The following is an 18,028-nucleotide window of genomic DNA, read 5'->3' on the forward strand; positions in this document are numbered from 1 at the left end:
CTCGCCATGAAAAAACTCTTTACTGTCACCGCCCTGCTCGCCGGTCTCGCATTCAACTTCGCGGCCCAGGCCGAAGAACTCAGCGTGATGACCTCCGGTGGTTTCACTGCCGCCTACAAGATCCTCGGGCCGAAATTCGCCGCCGCAACGGGCAACACGCTGACCACCAGCCTCGGCCCGTCGATGGGCAAGGCGCCGGAAGCGATTCCCAATCGTCTGGCACGCGGTGAGCACGCCGACGTGGTGATCATGGTCGGTTACGCCCTCGATGAGCTGATCAAACAAGGCAAGGTCGACCCGGCCTCCCGCGTTGAACTGGCGGATTCGCGGATCGGCATGGTAGTGCGTGAAGGCGCGCCGAAACCGGACATCAGCAGCGTCGACGGCCTGAAGAAAACCCTGCTTGATGCGCAGTCGGTGGCCTACTCCGACAGCGCCAGCGGCGTGTACATCGAGCAGCAGCTGTTCAAGAAACTCGGCATCGAAGATCAGTTGAAACCGAAAGCCAAGATGATCGCCAGGATCCCGGTCGGTTCGGTGGTTGCCACTGGCGACTATCAGTTGGGCTTCCAGCAGGTCAGCGAATTGCTGCCGGTGCCGGGCGTAAGCTTCGTCGCGAAGATTCCGGAATCGGTGCAGTCGGTGACGCGTTTTGCCGCGGGCATCCCGGTCAAGGCCGAGCATCCGGAAGAGGCCAAAGCCCTGCTCGCCTACCTCGCTGCACCGGCCGCTCAGGCTGATGTACAGGCCACCGGGCTGGATTCGGTCAAGCGTTGATCGCTGGCGGCTGGACGCGCATCTCCACGACCAGCCGCTCCAGTTCCAGTGCCGCCGGGGTCAACGTGCGATCCCGGCGCTTGATGATGCCGACACTGCGCATCACCTGCGGCTCAATCAGCGGCACCCGCGTCAGGATCGGATGATCCGGCCCGGGCATCGCCATCAACGGCACCGCTGCCACGCCCAGACCCGCCTCTACCAGACCGATCATCGTTGTCACATGCCGCGTCTCGCAGATGCTCTGACGCTGCGGCACCACCTCGCCCAAGGCCTGATCGAGCAGAAAGCGATTACCCGAGGTCTTGTCCAGCGCGATGTAATCCTGCTGATAGAACTCGTCCCAACTGACGCTGCTGCGCCCGGCCAGCGGATGATCGCGACGACAGGCGACAACGTAGCACTCCTGCACAAGCGGTTCGAACTCGACTTTGGCATCCTGCGTGCCGAGAAAACTCAAACCGAAATCCGCCTCGCCATTGACCACCGCACTCAACACATCGTGAGCGCTGGAATCGAGGACTTTGACCTTGATCCGCGGAAACTGCTGGTGATAGCGCGCGACCACGCGGGGCATGAAGTAGTAGGCCGCCGAGGGCACGCAGGCGACGGTGACATGGCCCAGACGGGTCGAGGCGACTTCGCTGATGCCGAGCAAGGCAATGTCGAGATCATCCAGCAAGCGCTCGACGCTGGGCATGAAGCCACGCCCGGCCTGGGTCAGGCTGACCTTGCGTGTGGTGCGCTCGAACAATTTGACCCCGAGGGCGTCTTCGAGCTTTTCGATGCGCCGACTCAGCGCCGGTTGTGACAGGCGCACAGTGTCGGCAGCCTTGCGAAAACTGCCCTGCTCGACCACCGCGCGAAAGGCTTGCAGGTCGTTTAGGTCGAAGTTGATGGCCATGGCGTTTCCGGAAATTGATGCGCAGGGGTTATAAATGTAACCAGTTGATGCAAATTATTACAGACCTGATGGAAGCTGCCCTTGTGGGAGCGAGCCTGCTCGCGAACGCGGGGCATCAGTCAATGGATAGGTGGCTGACCCGGCGCATTCGCGAGCAGGCTCGCTCCCACATTGGTTCTCGAATGGTCTGGAGACCGCGTAACCCTTATCCTTGTCACCCCCGCCGTAGCCGTAGTCAGGAGTCGTTCCATGCCCCATGAAGGCAATCTGTTGCAAGCCGCCGTCGTGTTTCTGTTCGCGGCCGTGCTCACCGTGCCTTTGGCCAAACGTCTGCAACTGGGCGCGGTGCTCGGTTATCTGTTTGCCGGGGTGATCATCGGCCCGTCGGTGCTCGGTCTGATCGGCAACCCGCAAAGCGTTGCGCATATTTCCGAGCTGGGCGTGGTGTTGCTGCTGTTCATCATCGGCCTGGAGCTGTCGCCGCGACGCTTGTGGGTGATGCGCAAATCGGTGTTCGGCGTCGGTCTGGCGCAGGTGCTGTTGACCGCTTCGGTGATCGGCGTGCTGGCACTGGCGGTGTTCGGCCAGCCGCTGAACAGCGCGATTGTGCTGGGCCTCGGTCTGGCGCTCTCCTCCACGGCGTTCGGCCTGCAAAGCCTCGCCGAACGCAAGGAACTGACCAGCCCCCACGGGCGTCTCGCGTTTGCGATTCTGCTGTTCCAGGACATCGCCGCGATTCCATTGATCGCCCTGGTGCCGATGCTGGCCGGCGTCGATCATCACACCAGCACCGCCGACGATATTCGTCACAGCTTGCAGGTGCTCGGCGGCATTGCCGTGGTGGTGATCGGCGGACGGTATCTGCTGCGTCCGGTGTTCCGCGTGGTGGCAAAAACCGGGCTGCCGGAAGTGTCCACCGCCACCGCGTTGCTGGTGGTGATCGGCACGGCGTGGCTGATGGATCTGGTCGGTGTGTCGATGGCGCTGGGTGCGTTTCTCGCTGGACTGCTGCTGGCGGATTCGGAATACCGGCATGAGCTGGAAGCGCAGATCGAACCGTTCAAGGGCCTGCTGCTCGGGCTGTTTTTCATCAGCGTCGGCATGGGCGCCAATCTCAGCCTGTTGTTGAGCGCGCCGATCACCGTATTGGGCCTGACCTTGTTGCTGATCGGTCTGAAATTGCCGCTGCTGTTCGTGGTTGGGCGCTTGGCAGGAGGATTGAACAAAATCAGCGCAATCCGCCTCGGCATCGTCCTTGCCGCCGGCGGTGAGTTTGCGTTCGTGGTGTTCAAGATCGGTCGCGATCAGGGCCTGTTCGAGCCGCGTCTGTACGACCTGCTGGTGCTGACCATCACTCTGTCGATGGCGCTGACGCCGTTGTTGCTGTTGATCTGCGCGCGTCTGGTCAGCCCGAAAGTGCAGCCGGTGGAAGTGCCGGAGAAATTCCGCGAAATCGACACCGAAGCGCCGCGCGTGGTGATTGCCGGCATGGGCCGGATGGGGCAGATCGTGGCGCGGATTCTGCGCGCGCAGAACATCAAGTTCGTTGCGCTGGACACCTCGGTGGAAACCATCGAACTGTCACGCAGCTTCGGCGGCGTACCGGTGTTCTACGGCGACCCGATGCGCCCGGAAATCCTTCACGCGGCGAAGGTCGGCGAGGCGGAATATTTCGTCATCGCCACGGACGATCCGGAGACCAACATCAAGACTGCCGAAGTGGTGCACAAGCTATATCCGCACATGAAAATCATCGCCCGCGCGCGTAATCGTCAGCACGTGCATCGCCTGGTGGATGTCGGCGCGGAAGCGATTCGTGAGACCTATTATTCGAGCCTGGAAATGAGCCGGCGCACGCTGGTCGGCCTCGGTCTGACGCAAGCCCAGGCCGATGCGCGGATCAAGCGTTTCAAGCATCACGACGAACAGGTGCTGGAGGCGCAACACGCCGTCTACGACGACGCCGCCAAAGTCCTGCAGACCGCCCAGGAAGCCCGGGCGGAACTGGCCAAATTGTTTGAATCGGATCAGCTCGAAGAGGAAGCCCGAAAATCCTGATCGTGCCTTGCCCAGAACCAACTGTGGGAGCGAGCCTGCTCGCGAAAGCGTCGTGTCAGTCACCCAATACTTCACTGACAGATTGCATTCGCGAGCAGGCTCGCTCCCACAGGGGATTGGGTCAGGCCAGTTCCAGCGCGGGCGCAGGCTCGACGGCTGTGACTGCAAACCGATCCGCCAGAAACGGCGTGATATCCAGCGGCAAAGGCTCGTCATTCACCAGTTTATCCAGCAGCACACCGGTAATCGCCGAGGTCAGAATGCCGGTGCGGAAGTGCCCGCAAGCATTCAGATACCCTTCTACCCCACGCATCGGCCCGAGGATCGGCAACTCATCCGGCGAGCCCGGGCGCAATCCCGCCCAGGTGCGCTTGAGGTTGACGTCCGCCAGCTCCGGCAGACAGCGCACCGCGCCCTGCACCAGCCCGGCGATTTCCGGGTAGGTGGTGGTGACGTCGAAGCCTTTGTCTTCGGTGGTGCTGCCGATAAGGATTTCGCCGTTGTCCTTTTGCGCCACGTAGCAATCGCTGGTGGTCAGGCAGCCGTTGAGGATTTTCGGCATGCGTTCGGTCAGCAGAATCTGTCCTTTCACCGGTTTCACCGGAATGCGAATCCCCGTGGCCCACTCACTCAGATCCGCCGCCCAGGCACCGGCGGCGTTGATCAGCGTCTTGCAGTGGAACACCCCCGCCTCCGCCGTCTGCACGCCGGTCACGCGAGTGCCGTGATGCAGCACGCCGGTGACGTTGGTGTTGACGAAGATATCGACGCCGTTCTGCCGCGCACCTTCCATGTAGGCATCCGCGAGGCGGAACGGGCTGACCTGATGGTCGCAGAGAAACTCCAGCGCCCCGCGTGCTTCATGGCTGACACTCGGTTCCGCCGCGCGCAACGCCGCCTGATCGAGCCAACGCACCTGATCGGCCAGATGCGGAATGCAGCCGACGATGTGCTCGGCGTAGAGCCGGTCTTCATCGTCATAGATCACGAATTTCAGCCCGGTCTTCTCGAACTTGCAATCCATGCCGTGATTGTCTTTCAGCTCGCGGTGCAGCGCCGGGTACAGCGCGTTGGACTGCAAGGCAAAATCGAAAAACGACGCCGGCAAGATATGCGGCGTACTGGCGTCCACCGCCACCGCTGCGCCCCGGGTTTCGCGCTTGCGGTTGGCCGACATCATGCGAAAGAAAATCACCCCGCAACCGAGGCCGACCGACTCGCCGATCGCCCATAAACCACCCGCCGAAGCACGGGTCGCATTGCCGGGGCGCTTGGCGTCGATCAGTGCCACCTTGAGATCTTTGCGTTTGGACAATTGGTAGGCGCAGGAGGCGCCGATCACTCCGCCACCGGCAATGACCACGTCGTAGAACTTACTCATGGCAAGCGCCCTCCTTGCCGAGGGACTGGAACGCGGAAAACGGCACCGGATCAATCGGGAAGCGCGGGCGCAACCAACCGACATCCTGACGTCCGGTGGCCTGGCGCAGGCGATCGCTGCAATAGCCGACGCACATCCGCCCCTGGCAATCGCCCATGCTCACGCGGGTGCGCATTTTCAGACTGGCGATGTCTTGCACACCCTGCTCCAGCGCCAGATCGATGTCGGCGCGGGTCGCATGTTCGCAGCGGCAGATCACTGTGTCGGCCGCAGGCAAAGCAATCTGCCCGACACCGCGCTCGGTGTAGCGATCCACCGCCGCACGAAAGCGCACGATGGCTCTGAGCTTGCTCGCGTAACGATCGCGGCGCACCCGGGCCAGCTCGGTGTCGAGCACACCGCGTTGCAGCAGGATCGAAGTGGCGGCGATCTTGCCGGCGAGCATCGCCGCTTCGCCGCCGCGGATCCCGCCCATGTCGCCGGCCAGATGCACATGCGCCACGCTGCTTTGCTGCCAGACATTGGCATTGGCACGCAGGTAGCCATCGGCGCTGAAGCCGTGATCAAGGCCCATCTGCTGGCTCAATTGCGTGCGCGGAATAAAACCGTAACCCACCGCCAGCGTCTGCACTTCGAAACGCTCGACCCGCGACAGATCCGCCTCCCACGTCGACGAATACGGCGCGACGCTGACGCTTTTCAGCTCGCCGTCGCCATGGGCTTCAACCACGCCCCAGCCATAGTTCATGGGGATGCCGTGCAGCTTGAGGTAAGCGAGCATGCTCAAGCCGTCGAGGAACAGCTGCGGTTTGTTCAGCAGCGCCAGACTCTCGCGGGCGATCTTGCCGAACGCACACGCCTCGTAGACGCCAGCGACACGCACGCCGGAGGCATGCAACTGGGTCGCAACCAGCGGCAGCAACGGCCCGGTGCCGGCGATGATCACCGGCCCCCGCGGCTTGACCACACCACTCTTGATCTGCAATTGAAGACCACCGAGCAGAATCACTCCCGACAACGTCCAGCCGGGGAACGGCACACTGCGTTCGTGACATCCAGCGGCTAACAGCAGTTGCGGATAAGCGATCTCGTGCAGTTGCTCATCACCGTCGAGCACCACCACTGCGCGGGTGCCTTCGGCGCCGACCACGCGATGGTTGAGGCGCACGTCAATCAGCCCCGATTGCTGCTGAAATTCGCCGTGCAGTTTGTCCAGTGCTTCGGAATAACGCGGGCCGAGATAATCCAGTTGCACACCATCACGCAGCGGCCCGCGATAGACCACGCCGCCGAGGCGCGAAGCCTCTTCGAGCAAGGTGCAGCGCACGCCGTGGCGCGCCAGTTCGATGGCCGCCGCCATTCCCGCCGGCCCGCCGCCGACAATCAACGGTTGCAGGCTCATACAACCTCCTGCCCGACGACGCGGTTGACTTGGGTTTCAATCAGCATGCCGTCGCGCACCACGGTCTGGCAGGCGCGGCGCTTGTGCCGACCGTTGATTTTCACCAGACAGCACTGGCATACGCCCATGCCGCAATAGGCGCCGCTGATCTGATCGTGATCGTTGCGTGCGATCTGGCGCACGCCGAGGGACTGGATGACGCTGAGAACGGTTTCGCCGATGGCGGCGCTGACCGCTTGGCCATTGATGTGCACGGTCATGTCCGCCTGCACCAAGGGCTGGATATCGAAGGTTCTTTCTAGGCAGTTCATTACGGTGTTCGTCCGTGAAGATTCAGTTGAGGTTGTGTCAGCTCCTTGCCGCACTACGCCTCGTCGACGCTTTTTTATTGCTGTGTTTTCAACGTCGACGCGGATACTTCATCAGCGCAACAAGGTGCGCGACAAGCACTGTAGCTCATACCTCAGCAAAGGCCTGGATCATTTACGGTAGGCGATATCGCCAGGCGAAATATTGATCCAGGCCAGTGAAAATGGCGGGATGGAAACGGTTAGTTGGAGAAAACGAACTGGCCCCGCCGAAAGCAAAAAGCCGCTTTCACCCGAAGATGAAAGCGGCAGAGGCATCCTGCCTCAGAGGGATCAGTGTACGAACAGGGCGATCAGGATGATGATCGGGATCGGTACGCCGAGGAAAAACAGCAGTAATGAGCGCATGGTGACTCTCCTTTTTAACGGACCGGAGTGGTAGTGGTGTAGGTGTCGACTTCAACGTACTCGACTGCATCGCGACGACGACCGCCGAAGGTGGCTGCCAGGCTGGCGAAGAACGCACCGGCCAGCAGCGCGACGAACATCCACAGCGAGGTGTAGGCCGCGACTTTGGCGGCGGTATCGGCCGCTTGCTGAGCTTTGAGTTTCGCGTCAGCGATGGCTTTCTGGGTGTTGGCGTAGATTTCGTCGACACGACGTTCAGCATCGGCCTGGCTCAGATTGGTACGTTGCGATACCAGTTGTGCGAGGTAGGTACGGTCTTCGGCGCTGAGCTGACCGTTGGCCAGGCTTTGCGTGAAGATGCGGGTCACAGTGCCGCGTGCAGCGTCATCGCTGACGGCAGCAGGACGATCATCGCGGAACAGGCTGTCGACGAAGTAGCCGTACTGATCGCTGTCAGTATTGGCTGCGGCAGAGCCGGCGGCCTGGCTCATCGCACCGGCAGCACCGCCGACTACGTTGGCACCCGCCTGCACACCGCCACTTACGACGCTGCTGACCGAACCGACCACCAGCACAGCGGTCACCAAAGTAGCGACGCACCAGGCGAGGAAACCATGTGCGGTGTCGCGGAAGTAGACTTCGTCACCGTGCATGTTGGCCCACTTAACGCGCAGACGGCCGGCAATGTAGCCGCCCATGCCGGAAGCGATGATCTGCGTCACCGCCAGCCAGACGATCGTTGAAATGCCCAGGCCCTTGGCGCTGACGCCTTCTCCGGCCCACGGTGATACAGCCGAAAAGCCCAGGCCAAACCCGAGCAGCACCAGAATCATCGACAGCGCGGCGGCAGCCGCAGCACCGGCGAAGATCGCGCCCCAGGACACGCCTGACACGCTGCTCGACTCTTCCAAGGCAGGATAATAGCCATCAGGGGATCTATTCATTGTTGTAGTGCTCCAGGCATGAAAAATGGTGTTACAAGTCGTCGTGTGAGGAATTGCAGTGACCGTGCCAGTCGCACACTTTTAATAACTTCTTTTCTTTCAATGAGTTACAAAACTTGAACTTCCTCGGACCGTGCAACTTGCAATAAAGCGCATCCGATTGCGGGTTTTCTGCATTAACCAAAGCGTGGCAAATCCGATCAGTTCTGATTCACCAGGCGACGAAGATGAAAGTTAATTTAAAGCGCCACGGCAAATTCTTGGCAAAATGCTGCCATTCCGTTTGAACCGATCAGCAGGCCTGCCTATGACTCGTATCTTGACCATCGAAGACGACGCCGTGACCGCGCGGGAAATCGTTGCCGAACTGAGCAGCCACGGGCTGGATGTCGACTGGGTCGACAATGGCCGCGAAGGCCTCGACCGCGCCGTGAGCGGCAACTACGACCTGATCACCCTCGACCGCATGCTGCCCGAGCTGGATGGTCTGGCCATCGTCACCACCCTGCGCACCATGGGCGTGGCGACGCCGATTCTGATGATCAGCGCCCTCTCCGATGTCGATGAGCGCGTACGCGGCTTGCGCGCCGGTGGTGATGACTACCTGACCAAGCCGTTCGCCACCGATGAAATGGCCGCGCGGGTCGAAGTGTTGCTGCGCCGGCAGAACAGCGTCGCCACCCAGGCCACCACGCTGAAAGTCGCCGACCTCGAGCTCGACCTGATCAGCCACGAAGCCCGCCGCGCCGAGCAGGTGCTGACGCTGTTGCCCACCGAATACAAACTGCTCGAGTTTCTGATGCGCAACAGCGGCCAGATTCTCTCGCGGATGATGATTTTCGAAGAGGTCTGGGGTTATCACTTCGACCCGGGCACCAACCTCATCGACGTGCATATCGGCCGACTACGCAAGAAGATCGACGCAGCCGGCAACGTTCCGCTGATCCGCACGGTACGGGGCTCCGGCTATGTCATTGCCGAACCCGTCTGACGGCTGGCGCTCCTCCAGCAGCCGCTTGCTGGCGCTGTACAGCTCGCTGTTCGTGGCGTGGAGCGCGATCCTCATGGGGGTCATGTATTACGAGGTGTCCGGCTACCTCGACAAACTGGCCAAACATTCGTTGATGCAACGCCAGCACCTGTTCTCGCATTTTCGCGGCGAGCAACTCGAAGACGCGCTCGCGGCCAGCATGACCTTCGATATTCGCGGTATCGACGCCTATGGTCTGTTCAGCGCTGACGGTGTTTACCTGGGCGGCGCACTCCAGCAAATTCCCGAAGGACTGCCGCTGGATGGCAAGATCCATATGCTCGCCGAGTGCGCCGATTCCGATGACCCGACCCTGCCGAGCGACAGCTGCGATGCCGTAGCCACGCAAACCCGTGACGGGCGCTGGCTGGTGCTGCTGCGTGACAATGGCTCGCTGTTCGCGGTGACGCGGATCATTTTGCACGCGCTGTTCTGGGGGGTGTCGCTGACGATTATTCCCGGGGTCGCCGGTTGGCATCTGCTGCGGCGTCGACCGTTGCAGCGCATCCGCGCGATCCAGAATAGCGCGCAGGCCATCGTTGCCGGCGACCTGACGCACCGCTTGCCGCTGTCCAATCGCCGCGATGAACTGGACATGCTCGCCGCCATCGTCAACGCCATGCTCGAGCGCATCGAGCGCTTGATGAACGAGGTCAAGGGCGTCTGCGACAACATCGCCCACGACTTGCGCACGCCGCTGACCCGTTTGCGCGCGCAGTTGTATCGCATGCAGCAACAGGCGGGTGAAGGTTCGCAAGAAGCGGCGCAACTGGATCTGGTACTGGCTGAGGCGGACACGCTGATGGCGCGGTTTCGCGGTTTGCTGCGGATTTCCGAACTGGAAGATCGCCAGCGCCGTTCAGGTTTCGTCGAACTTGATCCGGTGCGTTTGCTGGAGGAGTTGCACGAGTTCTATCTGCCGCTGGCCGAGGAAGGCGATCTGCGCTTTCAGTTGAACATGCCGGAGACGCTGCCGCCGCTCAATGGCGACCGCGCGTTGCTGTTCGAAGCGCTGGCGAACCTGTTGAGCAACTCGATCAAATTCACCCCGCCCGGCGGTACGGTGATGTTGCGTGGGGTCAATGCCGGTGGGCAGACGCGGATCGAGGTGCACGATTCAGGGCCGGGGATTCCCGAGGCGGAACGTGAGGCGGTGTTCCAGCGCTTTTATCGCACCGAGGGTGGCCAGCCGCAGAGTGGTTTTGGTCTGGGGTTGTCGATCGTTGCGGCGATAGTCAGCTTGCACGGCTTCAGTCTTGAAGTCGGCAGCAGTGATCTGGGCGGGGCGAAACTGGTGCTGGATTGTCGGCAGAGTTTGATCAGTCAGGCCTGAGGGAATGCAATCCACCCGGTGGGAGCGAGCCTGCTCGCGAATGCGGTGGTTCAGTCACAACAATGTTGACTGAACTGACGCCTTCGCGAGCAGGCTCGCTCCCACAGGAAGTCCCATGCTTCATAGGCGCTGTGTGAATCAATCAGGTCGGGTAGTTCGCCCGCAAGGCCTCGAGCCCGCCCTGGTAGATGCCGTTGAACAGCGCCACCACTTCTTCATCGCTCACGCCGACCGCATTGAAGCGCCCCGACCACGTCACCCGCGCGCCCTGCCCTTGGGCTTCAACCTTGATCGTCGCCAGGTAATCGCTGGCCGGAAACGGTGCCTGTTCAATCGAATAGCTGTAGGTTTTTGCGGCGTTATCGAATGTCTGCAGACGTTCGACCACTACGCCGCCGTCAGCGGTGTGCAGGGTGCGCACTCGCCCGCCTTCGCTCAGTTCGCTGTTGGTGATCAACGGCAGCCAGTCCGGCAGCGTGTTGAAGCCGCCGATCAATTGCCAGACCTGATCGGCCGAGGCCGGGATGTCGATGGTTGCGGATGCAGTTGGCATAAAACCTCTCTTTTGGAAAATTCAGATCGTCAGGCTGTCGACCACGCCGCCATCGACGCGCAAGGCTGCGCCCGTGGTGGCCGAGGACAGCGGTGAAGCAATGTACGTGACCAGATGCGCCACTTCCGAAACATCCGCTACGCGCTGGATGATCGAAGTCGGACGGGCCTTGCGCACAAAGGCGTCGGCTTCGTCGCGTAGGTCGCGCCCGGATTCGGCGGCCGCGTCTCTGAGCATGTCCTGCAGGCCATCGGTGAAAGTCGGTCCCGGCAGGATCGCATTGACCGTGACCCCGGTGCCAGCCAGACGTTTGGCCAGGCCGTGGGACACCGCGAGGTTGGCGCTTTTGGTCACGCCGTAATTGAGCATGTCCGCCGGCGTCGCCACCCCGGATTCCGATGACAGAAAGATCACCCGGCCCCAACCCTGCTCAACCATCGCCGGCACATAATGCCGCGCCAGGCGCACGCCGGAAATCACGTTGACTTCATAGAAGCGCGTCCACTCACTGTCGGGAGTCTCGAAGAAATCGACGTCGTTGAAGATGCCGAGGTTGTTCACCAGAATGTCCGCGCGCGGTTCGGCGGCGAACAGCTTTTCCGCACCCTCGGCCGTGCCCAGATCAGCGGTCAGACCGCGCAACTGCGCGCTGGGCACGGCTTGGCGTATGCTCGCCAGCGCCTGCTCGACCTTGGCCGTGTCACGACCGATCACCACCACCGTCGCCCCGGCTTCGGCCAGCGACTGGCTGATGCCCAGACCGATGCCGCCGGTACTGCCGCTGACGATGGCCAGTTTTCCACTCAGATCGATCTTCATGCGTTTACCTCATTAGCAAGGAGTTCCACCGCGCTCGACTTTGGCGACGATTTCACAAGCATGGATCAGCGTAGTTGCGATATTGCCGGCATGGTTGAGCTGCCGACCGGTGACGGGGATGTTGTTTGATCGACGATCCCCTGTGTCTGGCAGACCGTAGCCCCTCACCCTAGCCCTCTCCCGGGGGAGAGGGAACCGATCGAGTTGTGCTGAGTTTGCCCTCGACCTGAAAGACCATAGCGATTATGGATTCAGAGAAGACCTTTCACGTCGGCGTATTACCTGAATATCCCCCGGTCAGTCCCCTCTCCTTCCGGGAGAGGGCTAGGGTGAGGGGCATTTCGGAACAGATCAGATTTCCGTCAGACGAAGCAAACCATCGGCGCCGACGCTGACGCCGATGGCATCGTAACTGGCCAGCGTCGCATGCGCCGTTTCGATCGGGTGCTGGTGCGTGGTGGTGATGATCATCAACGCCGCGCCCGCCGCTTCCGCAGCCTGAATGCCAACCGTGGCGTCTTCAAAAATGAGGCAATCCGCTGGCTCGACACCGAGCTTTTTCGCCGCCAGCAGATACCCCGCAGGATCAGGCTTGCCAGCCTTTACATCTTCCGCCGTGATCATGACCGCCGGCTCGGGGATACCCGCCGCCGCCATCCGCCGCAACGCCAGATCGCGAGGCGCAGACGTCACCATTGCCCAGCGATCTTTCGGCAGAGCGTTGAGAAATGCCGCCGCCGCAGGGATCTCGACAATGCCTTCAACGTCATTGATTTCCGCTGCGGTGATGAACGCCGCTTGTTCATCGGCATCCACTCCCGGCAGATTCAGCCGGGTGATGGTGTCGATCGCACGTGCGCCATGGATGGTCGGCAAAAACGTCTCGACATCAACACCATGACGCACCGCCCACGCTGACCAGATGCGCTCGGCGGCGGCGATGGAATTGAGGACGGTGCCGTCCATGTCGAACAGGAACGCGCCGAATGCGCGATCAAAAACCGATGCTTGTGCAGACAAAAGAACAAATCCTCTGACAGTTGGCCGGGCAGCCTGGCCCGGCAATGTAGCACTTGTCAGTGCAACTGCGGGGCCTTGGATTTGAACGCACTTTCCACACAGTCGAGCAATTGACCGATCGCCCACGGCTTCTTGATGAACGCCACCGAATGCTTGACCCCGGAGGTCTCGGGCGTCTCGTAGCCGGACATGACCATCACCGGTTTTTCCGGCCAGCGATCGCCGACCAGATTCGCCAGGTCGGCGCCGTTAAGCGTGCCGGGCATGGTGATGTCGGTCAGCAATAGCGCGACGTTCGCCGCGTGTTCTTCCAGATACAGTGAGGCGGCGTCGGCGCTGGTTTGCGGTTCGACCTTGAACCCTTCCTCCTGAAGAATTTCGCAAAGAAACTCCAGAATCAACGGATCGTCCTCGACAACCAGAATCAACCCGCCAGGAAGGTGCGCGCTCGACGTAGGTGTAGGGCACATGAACAGCACTCCCCCGAATTACATTTTTGATAAGCGGTTTTGAATCCGCTGCTTATCTGGTATGAGCAGCGCGCCCTGTAGAAATTCATTTTTGATACAGAGGATTTCGCCAAGGTGTTGTTTTTCGAAGCGCAGCGCCCATCGAATCCCCTCATTTGTGGTTAAAATGCCGGCCCTTTGCCTGGCCGATCCTGATCCATGAACCCTGAAGCCCTCGCTACCCTCCACGCTCATTTGCTGCCCGCACTGGCGGCGGCGCCCAGCGAAACCCGCCGTTTGTTTCACGGGCGCGGGCGCTGCTGGCCGGGGTTGGAGCAGTTGACCGTGGACTGGTTGCAGGGCGTGGTGCTGGTGTCGCTGTTCAAAGAACCGGCGCCTGAGCAACTGCAGGATCTGCGGGATTCGCTGCTGCAACTCGCCGCCTCGCCCCAATGGCAGCAGTCCGGTGCACATACCCTGCTGATCCAGCACCGTTACCTGCCGCAGAGCACGGCCGAATGGCTGATCGGTGAGGAAATCGAAGAAATGACCATCGTCGAGGGCGGCTTGCAGTACCGCGTCGACCTGGGACGCAAGCAGAACACCGGGCTGTTTCTCGATATGCGTTACGGACGCAACTGGGTCCGTGAACAGGCAGCGGGCAAGCGGGTGTTGAACTTGTTCGCTTACACCTGCGGCTTTTCCGTAGCGGCAATCGAGGGTGGCGCCAGCCATGTGGTGAATCTCGACATGTCCCGTGCGGCCCTGAGCCGAGGTCGCGACAATCACCGTTTGAACGGCCACGACCTGAGCAAGGTCAGCTTTCTCGGCCACGACCTGTTCAAATCCTGGGGCAAAGTGATCAACAGCGGCCCGTACGATCTGGTGATCATCGACCCGCCGTCGTTTCAGAAAGGCAGCTTTTTGCTGACCAAGGACTATCAACGCGTATTGCGCCGCTTGCCGGAACTGTTGACTGCGCAAGGCACAGTGCTGGCGTGCATGAACGATCCGTCGTTCGGTTCCGACTTTCTCATTGATGGCGTGACCCGGGAAGCGCCGAGCCTGCGCTTCGATCATCGGCTGGACAATCCGCCGGAGTTTCCCGATATCGATCCAGAGAGCGGCCTGAAAGCCCTGGTCTTCCAGCGCAGCCACTAACACAGCGTAAGTTCACCTGTGGGAGCGAGCCTGCTCGCGAAAGCGCAGTGTCAGATAACAATTTTGTTGACTGATACACCGCTTTCGCGAGCAGGCTCGCTCCCACACAAGTTCTGCGTTGATCAAAAAGCCGTCGGCCGCAGCACCAGTGCAAACAACTCACCATGCCCGGTGACGTTGAGCTTGTGATAGAGATTGCGTCGATGCACTTTCACGGTCTCCGGCGAAATCCCCATCTGCTGGGCCATCGCCTTGCTGGAAAAGCCCTGCAGGATCAGGCGCGCCGTGTCGATCTCGCGCGCGGTCAGGCGGGCATCGAAACGGTCCAGCAACGTCGCCAGATCACCCACCACCGCTTCAGCCACCGGCCCTTGCGGCGGCAGCAACTGCATGTGGCGACGCATCGCCGCCAATACCCAGTCACGAACGCACAACAGCCGACCCTGCTCGGCCATGCCAAACGCGGTCGAGCGGCCCAGGGACAAGCCAAGTACCGCGCCTTCGACGTTGATCAGAAACTGCAATTCATCCTCGCCCACCACGGCACGAAAGTAGCTCTGGTAATACTCGCTGTGCAGAAACTGATCCGGCGCAACGGAGGCCAGGCTGTGCAGGCCGTCGCTGATCCCGCTGACGGCGGCTTGATAAAACGGATCGAGCAGGTACATGCCGGCGGTATAACCGGCCAGCTCCTGCTGGTCGTCCACGTAGCCCTTGCTGTCGAAGTCGATCAGCAAACGCGGCGGCTGGCCGGCCTGCATCAGGGCGACGAGGGCATTGTCCAGCGGCACCAGCAGGCGCAGGGTGTCGACCAGCGCGCGCCAGAAACCGTCCTGCCCGAGGTGAGAAAATACCCGCGCCAGACTCTGATGCACCGGCAATTCCTGCAACAACGCGTCCACGCACTACCCCTTTCGAGTAACCCATGATGGGAATGGGGCTGGTGTGACCGGCCCGTTAGCCTGACCACTCCAGTTCATCACCGGCCTGCGACAGGCCAGGAGTGCCGCATCATGCGTCGTCACCGTGGATCTATCAACCCGGGCCTGCTGGCCTGTTTTTGTCTCTCCTCGGTCGCCATGGCGGCAGACGTACCGAGCGTGCATGTCTACAACTGGTACGACTACATCGGGCCGAACACCCTGCATGATTTCCAGCGCGACAGCGGCATCCGGCCGGTGTACGACACCTTCGACAGCGCCGAAGTGCTCGAAGGCAAACTGATGACCAGCCGCAGCGGCTACGACGTTGTCGTGGCGAGCAACTTCAGCCTGCCGACCCTGATCAAGGCCGGCGCCCTCGCCCCCTTGCCTCGCGATCAACTGCCAGGCTGGCAAAACCTCGACCCCGATCTGCTGAAAAAACTCGCGGTCAACGATCCGGGCAATCAGTACGCTGTGCCTTACCTGTGGGGCACCAACGGCATCGGCTACAACGTCGACAAAGTCCGCGCCGTGTTGGGTGACAAAGCGCCGGTGGACTCCTGGGAGTTGCTGTTCAACGAAGCCAATCTGGCCAAACTGGCCGAGTGCGGCGTGGCGATGCTCGATTCGCCGTCGGAAATGCTGCCGGTCGCCCTGCATTACCTGGGCTTGCCGCCCAACAGCACCGATCCCGAGGACTACAAAAAAGCCGAAGCACTGCTGCTCAAGCTGCGCCCGCACATCGCCTACTTCAACTCCTCGAAGTTCATCAGCGATTTGTCCAACGGCAATATCTGCGTGGCGGTTGGCTGGTCCGGGGCGATGCTCGAAGCCAAAACCAACGCCGAGCAGGCCAGCAACGGCGTAAAGATCGCCTACAGCCTGCCAAAGGAAGGCGCGCCGGTGTGGTTCGACACTCTGGTACTGCTCAAGGACGCGCCCAATCGCGCCCAGGGCCTGGCGTTTATCGATTACCTGCTGCGGCCGGAGGTGATCGCGCCGGTCAGTGATCACTTGTCATACCCGAATGGCAATCGCGCCGCGACAACGCTGGTGGCAGCAGCAACTCGCGACAACCCGGCGGTCTACCCGTCCCCTGCCGCCATGGCCACCCTCTACACCCTCGAACCCTTGCCCAAAGCCGCCGAACGCGTGCGTACGCGGGTGTGGAGCAAGGTCAAGAACGGCCAGTAACCCGCGCAAGAAATCTGCCTGCCTCATCCGAGCGGTAAGCCGCCCGACCTTTTGAATGAAGAGACTGAATCTTATGAATCCGCGTGCCCGTGATCTCGATATCCTGATTGGCCAGATGCAACCCGGCCCGCTCAATGCCATCACCGATGTGCCGGGCGTGCGCGTCGGTCAGAGCAATGTACGCGGTCGCAGCAGCAGCGGCCGTGACATCTGCACCGGCGTCACGCTGATCGAGCCGCGCCCCGGCTCGACCTGCCAGCAACCGTGCTTTGCCGGCGTGCATGTACTCAATGGCAACGGCGATGCGACCGGGCTGGAATGGATTCGCGAGGCCGGTCTGCTGACCAGTCCGATTGCCTTTACCAACACCCACAGCCTCGGTGTGGTGCGGGATGCGCTGATTGTGCTGGACCGTGAGCAACAGCCGGATGACGGGCGGCTTTACTGGAATATGCCGGTGGTGCTGGAAACCTTCGATGGACTGCTCAATGACATCAACGGCTTTCACGTCAAGCCCGAGCATGTCGCCGAGGCACTGAACGGCGCCGTGGACGGCCCGGTGCTCGAAGGTGCGGTGGGTGGTGGCAGCGGCATGATCTGCCATGAGTTCAAGGGCGGTATCGGCACCGCATCGCGCCGTTTGAGTGCTGCCCAGGGAGGCTGGACCGTTGGCGCGATCGTGCAGGCCAACCACGGCATTCGCAGTGAACTACGCGTCGATGGCTACCCGGTCGGACGCTATATGGAACAGAAGGATTCACCGTTCCTGCGGGCAGCGCTGCCGCACCCGGGCATGGGCTCGATCGTCGTTTGCCTGGCGACTGATGCGCCGCTGCTGCCCCATCAATGCACGCGCCTGGCACAGCGTGCCAGCCTGGGCCTGGCGCGTACCGGCGGAGGTAACGAAGACCACAGCGGCGACATCTTCATTGCCTTCGCCACCGGCAATGATCACGTCCCGCCCGCCGCTTATGAGGCTAAACGCGCAGCCACCTGCGACGGCTTGCGCATGGTCAACAACGACCACATCAGCGAGCTGTTTCTGGCCGCGACCGAAGCCGTTGAAGAAGCGATCATCAATGCCCTGCTCGCCAGCGACAGCAGCGAGGGCAACGGCCATTCGGTGCCGGGCCTAGATGCGCAGACGCTTCTGGCGGCGCTGAAAAAATCCGGTTGGCCGGGGTCGCTCCCGGCATAATCCGGCATTGTGCAAGGACGACTGGCGGTACTTGAGTCGTCCATTGCACGCTCCCAGGATGAAGCTACGCGGTGCCTGGATTGATCCGGCGCTGCGTAGGCGTGGGTGTACTGACTCCCAATCAAGCCCAAGTTCTGCTTCACACGCCTCTTGAGCCTCACTGGCT

17 protein-coding genes are annotated in these 18,028 nt (G+C 61.4%); 7 read left to right on the top strand and 10 right to left on the bottom strand.

What is annotated here, in order from left to right; genetic code table 11:
- Positions 1–6 precede the first annotated feature (6 nt).
- The gene (locus ACZ9BE_RS13935; protein WP_252876540.1) at positions 7–777 is read left to right on the top strand and encodes a substrate-binding domain-containing protein; all 771 of its coding nucleotides are present in this window, start codon (positions 7–9) and stop codon (positions 775–777) included.
- Here ACZ9BE_RS13935 and ACZ9BE_RS13940 read toward each other — a convergent pair.
- Positions 767–1,681 carry a LysR family transcriptional regulator gene (locus tag ACZ9BE_RS13940; RefSeq protein WP_476249578.1) on the bottom strand — a complete coding sequence of 305 codons (915 nt, stop codon included), beginning with the start codon at positions 1,679–1,681 and terminating at the stop codon, positions 767–769. The genes ACZ9BE_RS13935 and ACZ9BE_RS13940 overlap by 11 nt on opposite strands.
- A gap of 249 nt (positions 1,682–1,930) precedes the next feature.
- Between ACZ9BE_RS13940 and ACZ9BE_RS13945 the strand changes: the two genes are divergently transcribed.
- Entirely contained in the window at positions 1,931–3,739 is a 1,809-nt protein-coding gene (locus tag ACZ9BE_RS13945; protein WP_095182026.1) for a monovalent cation:proton antiporter-2 (CPA2) family protein, read from the top strand.
- A 121-nt stretch (positions 3,740–3,860) separates the two neighbouring features.
- Here the strand turns inward: ACZ9BE_RS13945 and hcnC are convergent, their stop codons facing one another.
- The 4 genes from hcnC to ACZ9BE_RS13965 form a co-directional block, all read right to left on the bottom strand.
- Positions 3,861–5,120, bottom strand: coding sequence for a cyanide-forming glycine dehydrogenase subunit HcnC (gene hcnC / locus ACZ9BE_RS13950; protein WP_476249579.1), 1,260 nt, complete (start codon positions 5,118–5,120; stop codon positions 3,861–3,863).
- Positions 5,113–6,522 carry a cyanide-forming glycine dehydrogenase subunit HcnB gene (gene hcnB / locus ACZ9BE_RS13955; RefSeq protein ID WP_375122360.1) on the bottom strand — a complete coding sequence of 470 codons (1,410 nt, stop codon included), beginning with the start codon at positions 6,520–6,522 and terminating at the stop codon, positions 5,113–5,115. The genes hcnC and hcnB overlap by 8 nt, the downstream gene beginning before the upstream one ends.
- A complete protein-coding gene (locus ACZ9BE_RS13960; RefSeq protein ID WP_056789002.1) occupies positions 6,519–6,833 on the bottom strand; it encodes a (2Fe-2S)-binding protein in 315 nt (104 codons plus the stop codon). The genes hcnB and ACZ9BE_RS13960 overlap by 4 nt, the downstream gene beginning before the upstream one ends.
- A gap of 419 nt (positions 6,834–7,252) precedes the next feature.
- On the bottom strand, positions 7,253–8,182 hold the full coding sequence (locus tag ACZ9BE_RS13965) for a hypothetical protein (protein WP_056788998.1): 930 nt from the start codon (positions 8,180–8,182) through the stop codon (positions 7,253–7,255).
- 307 nt (positions 8,183–8,489) lie between these two features.
- On the opposite strand from ACZ9BE_RS13965, the gene ACZ9BE_RS13970 reads away from it, so the two are divergent.
- Positions 8,490–9,173: a response regulator transcription factor gene (locus ACZ9BE_RS13970; RefSeq protein WP_056788996.1), complete on the top strand. Its 684-nt coding sequence runs from the start codon at positions 8,490–8,492 to the stop codon at positions 9,171–9,173.
- Complete coding sequence (locus tag ACZ9BE_RS13975; protein WP_041477024.1) at positions 9,151–10,545, top strand: sensor histidine kinase; 1,395 nt, start codon at positions 9,151–9,153, stop codon at positions 10,543–10,545. Before ACZ9BE_RS13970 ends, ACZ9BE_RS13975 begins: the two co-directional genes overlap by 23 nt.
- A gap of 142 nt (positions 10,546–10,687) precedes the next feature.
- Here ACZ9BE_RS13975 and ACZ9BE_RS13980 read toward each other — a convergent pair whose 3' ends face one another.
- From ACZ9BE_RS13980 to ACZ9BE_RS13995, 4 genes are all read right to left on the bottom strand, one after another.
- Positions 10,688–11,098 (bottom strand): SRPBCC family protein, encoded by a 411-nt coding sequence (locus ACZ9BE_RS13980; protein ID WP_252878487.1) that lies wholly within the window; start codon positions 11,096–11,098, stop codon positions 10,688–10,690.
- Between the two features lie 21 nt (positions 11,099–11,119).
- Positions 11,120–11,917 carry an SDR family NAD(P)-dependent oxidoreductase gene (locus tag ACZ9BE_RS13985; RefSeq protein WP_073471267.1) on the bottom strand — a complete coding sequence of 266 codons (798 nt, stop codon included), beginning with the start codon at positions 11,915–11,917 and terminating at the stop codon, positions 11,120–11,122.
- A gap of 351 nt (positions 11,918–12,268) precedes the next feature.
- The gene (locus ACZ9BE_RS13990) at positions 12,269–12,937 is read right to left on the bottom strand and encodes an HAD-IA family hydrolase (protein WP_431078063.1); all 669 of its coding nucleotides are present in this window, start codon (positions 12,935–12,937) and stop codon (positions 12,269–12,271) included.
- Positions 12,938–12,993: 56 nt separating this feature from the next.
- Positions 12,994–13,407 carry a response regulator gene (locus ACZ9BE_RS13995; protein WP_056788985.1) on the bottom strand — a complete coding sequence of 138 codons (414 nt, stop codon included), beginning with the start codon at positions 13,405–13,407 and terminating at the stop codon, positions 12,994–12,996.
- A 198-nt stretch (positions 13,408–13,605) separates the two neighbouring features.
- Here ACZ9BE_RS13995 and ACZ9BE_RS14000 point away from each other — a divergent pair, with 198 nt between their 5' ends.
- Complete coding sequence (locus tag ACZ9BE_RS14000; RefSeq protein WP_476249580.1) at positions 13,606–14,547, top strand: class I SAM-dependent methyltransferase; 942 nt, start codon at positions 13,606–13,608, stop codon at positions 14,545–14,547.
- Positions 14,548–14,669: 122 nt separating this feature from the next.
- Here ACZ9BE_RS14000 and ACZ9BE_RS14005 read toward each other — a convergent pair whose 3' ends face one another.
- On the bottom strand, positions 14,670–15,449 hold the full coding sequence (locus ACZ9BE_RS14005; RefSeq protein WP_476249581.1) for a helix-turn-helix transcriptional regulator: 780 nt from the start codon (positions 15,447–15,449) through the stop codon (positions 14,670–14,672).
- 111 nt (positions 15,450–15,560) lie between these two features.
- Here ACZ9BE_RS14005 and ACZ9BE_RS14010 point away from each other — a divergent pair, with 111 nt between their 5' ends.
- Together ACZ9BE_RS14010 and ACZ9BE_RS14015 are read left to right on the top strand one after the other, a co-directional pair.
- Complete coding sequence (locus tag ACZ9BE_RS14010; protein ID WP_476249582.1) at positions 15,561–16,664, top strand: polyamine ABC transporter substrate-binding protein; 1,104 nt, start codon at positions 15,561–15,563, stop codon at positions 16,662–16,664.
- A gap of 73 nt (positions 16,665–16,737) precedes the next feature.
- Positions 16,738–17,862, top strand: a complete 1,125-nt coding sequence (locus ACZ9BE_RS14015; protein ID WP_460068089.1) for a DmpA family aminopeptidase — start codon at positions 16,738–16,740, stop codon at positions 17,860–17,862.
- Positions 17,863–18,028: the final 166 nt, after the last annotated feature.

It is taken from the genome of Pseudomonas sp. TE9122, assembly GCF_056278925.1.

Bases quoted from the DNA above. Each gene is read 5' to 3' on its own strand.
- ACZ9BE_RS13935 (WP_252876540.1), top strand. From the start codon at position 7: ATGAAAAAACTCTTTACTGTCACCGCCCTGCTCGCCGGTCTCGCATTC.
- ACZ9BE_RS13940 (WP_476249578.1), bottom strand. From the start codon at position 1,681: ATGGCCATCAACTTCGACCTAAACGACCTGCAAGCCTTTCGCGCGGTG.
- ACZ9BE_RS13945 (WP_095182026.1), top strand. From the start codon at position 1,931: ATGCCCCATGAAGGCAATCTGTTGCAAGCCGCCGTCGTGTTTCTGTTC.
- hcnC (WP_476249579.1), bottom strand. From the start codon at position 5,120: ATGAGTAAGTTCTACGACGTGGTCATTGCCGGTGGCGGAGTGATCGGC.
- hcnB (WP_375122360.1), bottom strand. From the start codon at position 6,522: ATGAGCCTGCAACCGTTGATTGTCGGCGGCGGGCCGGCGGGAATGGCG.
- ACZ9BE_RS13960 (WP_056789002.1), bottom strand. From the start codon at position 6,833: ATGAACTGCCTAGAAAGAACCTTCGATATCCAGCCCTTGGTGCAGGCG.
- ACZ9BE_RS13965 (WP_056788998.1), bottom strand. From the start codon at position 8,182: ATGAATAGATCCCCTGATGGCTATTATCCTGCCTTGGAAGAGTCGAGC.
- ACZ9BE_RS13970 (WP_056788996.1), top strand. From the start codon at position 8,490: ATGACTCGTATCTTGACCATCGAAGACGACGCCGTGACCGCGCGGGAA.
- ACZ9BE_RS13975 (WP_041477024.1), top strand. From the start codon at position 9,151: ATGTCATTGCCGAACCCGTCTGACGGCTGGCGCTCCTCCAGCAGCCGC.
- ACZ9BE_RS13980 (WP_252878487.1), bottom strand. From the start codon at position 11,098: ATGCCAACTGCATCCGCAACCATCGACATCCCGGCCTCGGCCGATCAG.
- ACZ9BE_RS13985 (WP_073471267.1), bottom strand. From the start codon at position 11,917: ATGAAGATCGATCTGAGTGGAAAACTGGCCATCGTCAGCGGCAGTACC.
- ACZ9BE_RS13995 (WP_056788985.1), bottom strand. From the start codon at position 13,407: ATGTGCCCTACACCTACGTCGAGCGCGCACCTTCCTGGCGGGTTGATT.
- ACZ9BE_RS14000 (WP_476249580.1), top strand. From the start codon at position 13,606: ATGAACCCTGAAGCCCTCGCTACCCTCCACGCTCATTTGCTGCCCGCA.
- ACZ9BE_RS14010 (WP_476249582.1), top strand. From the start codon at position 15,561: ATGCGTCGTCACCGTGGATCTATCAACCCGGGCCTGCTGGCCTGTTTT.
- ACZ9BE_RS14015 (WP_460068089.1), top strand. From the start codon at position 16,738: ATGAATCCGCGTGCCCGTGATCTCGATATCCTGATTGGCCAGATGCAA.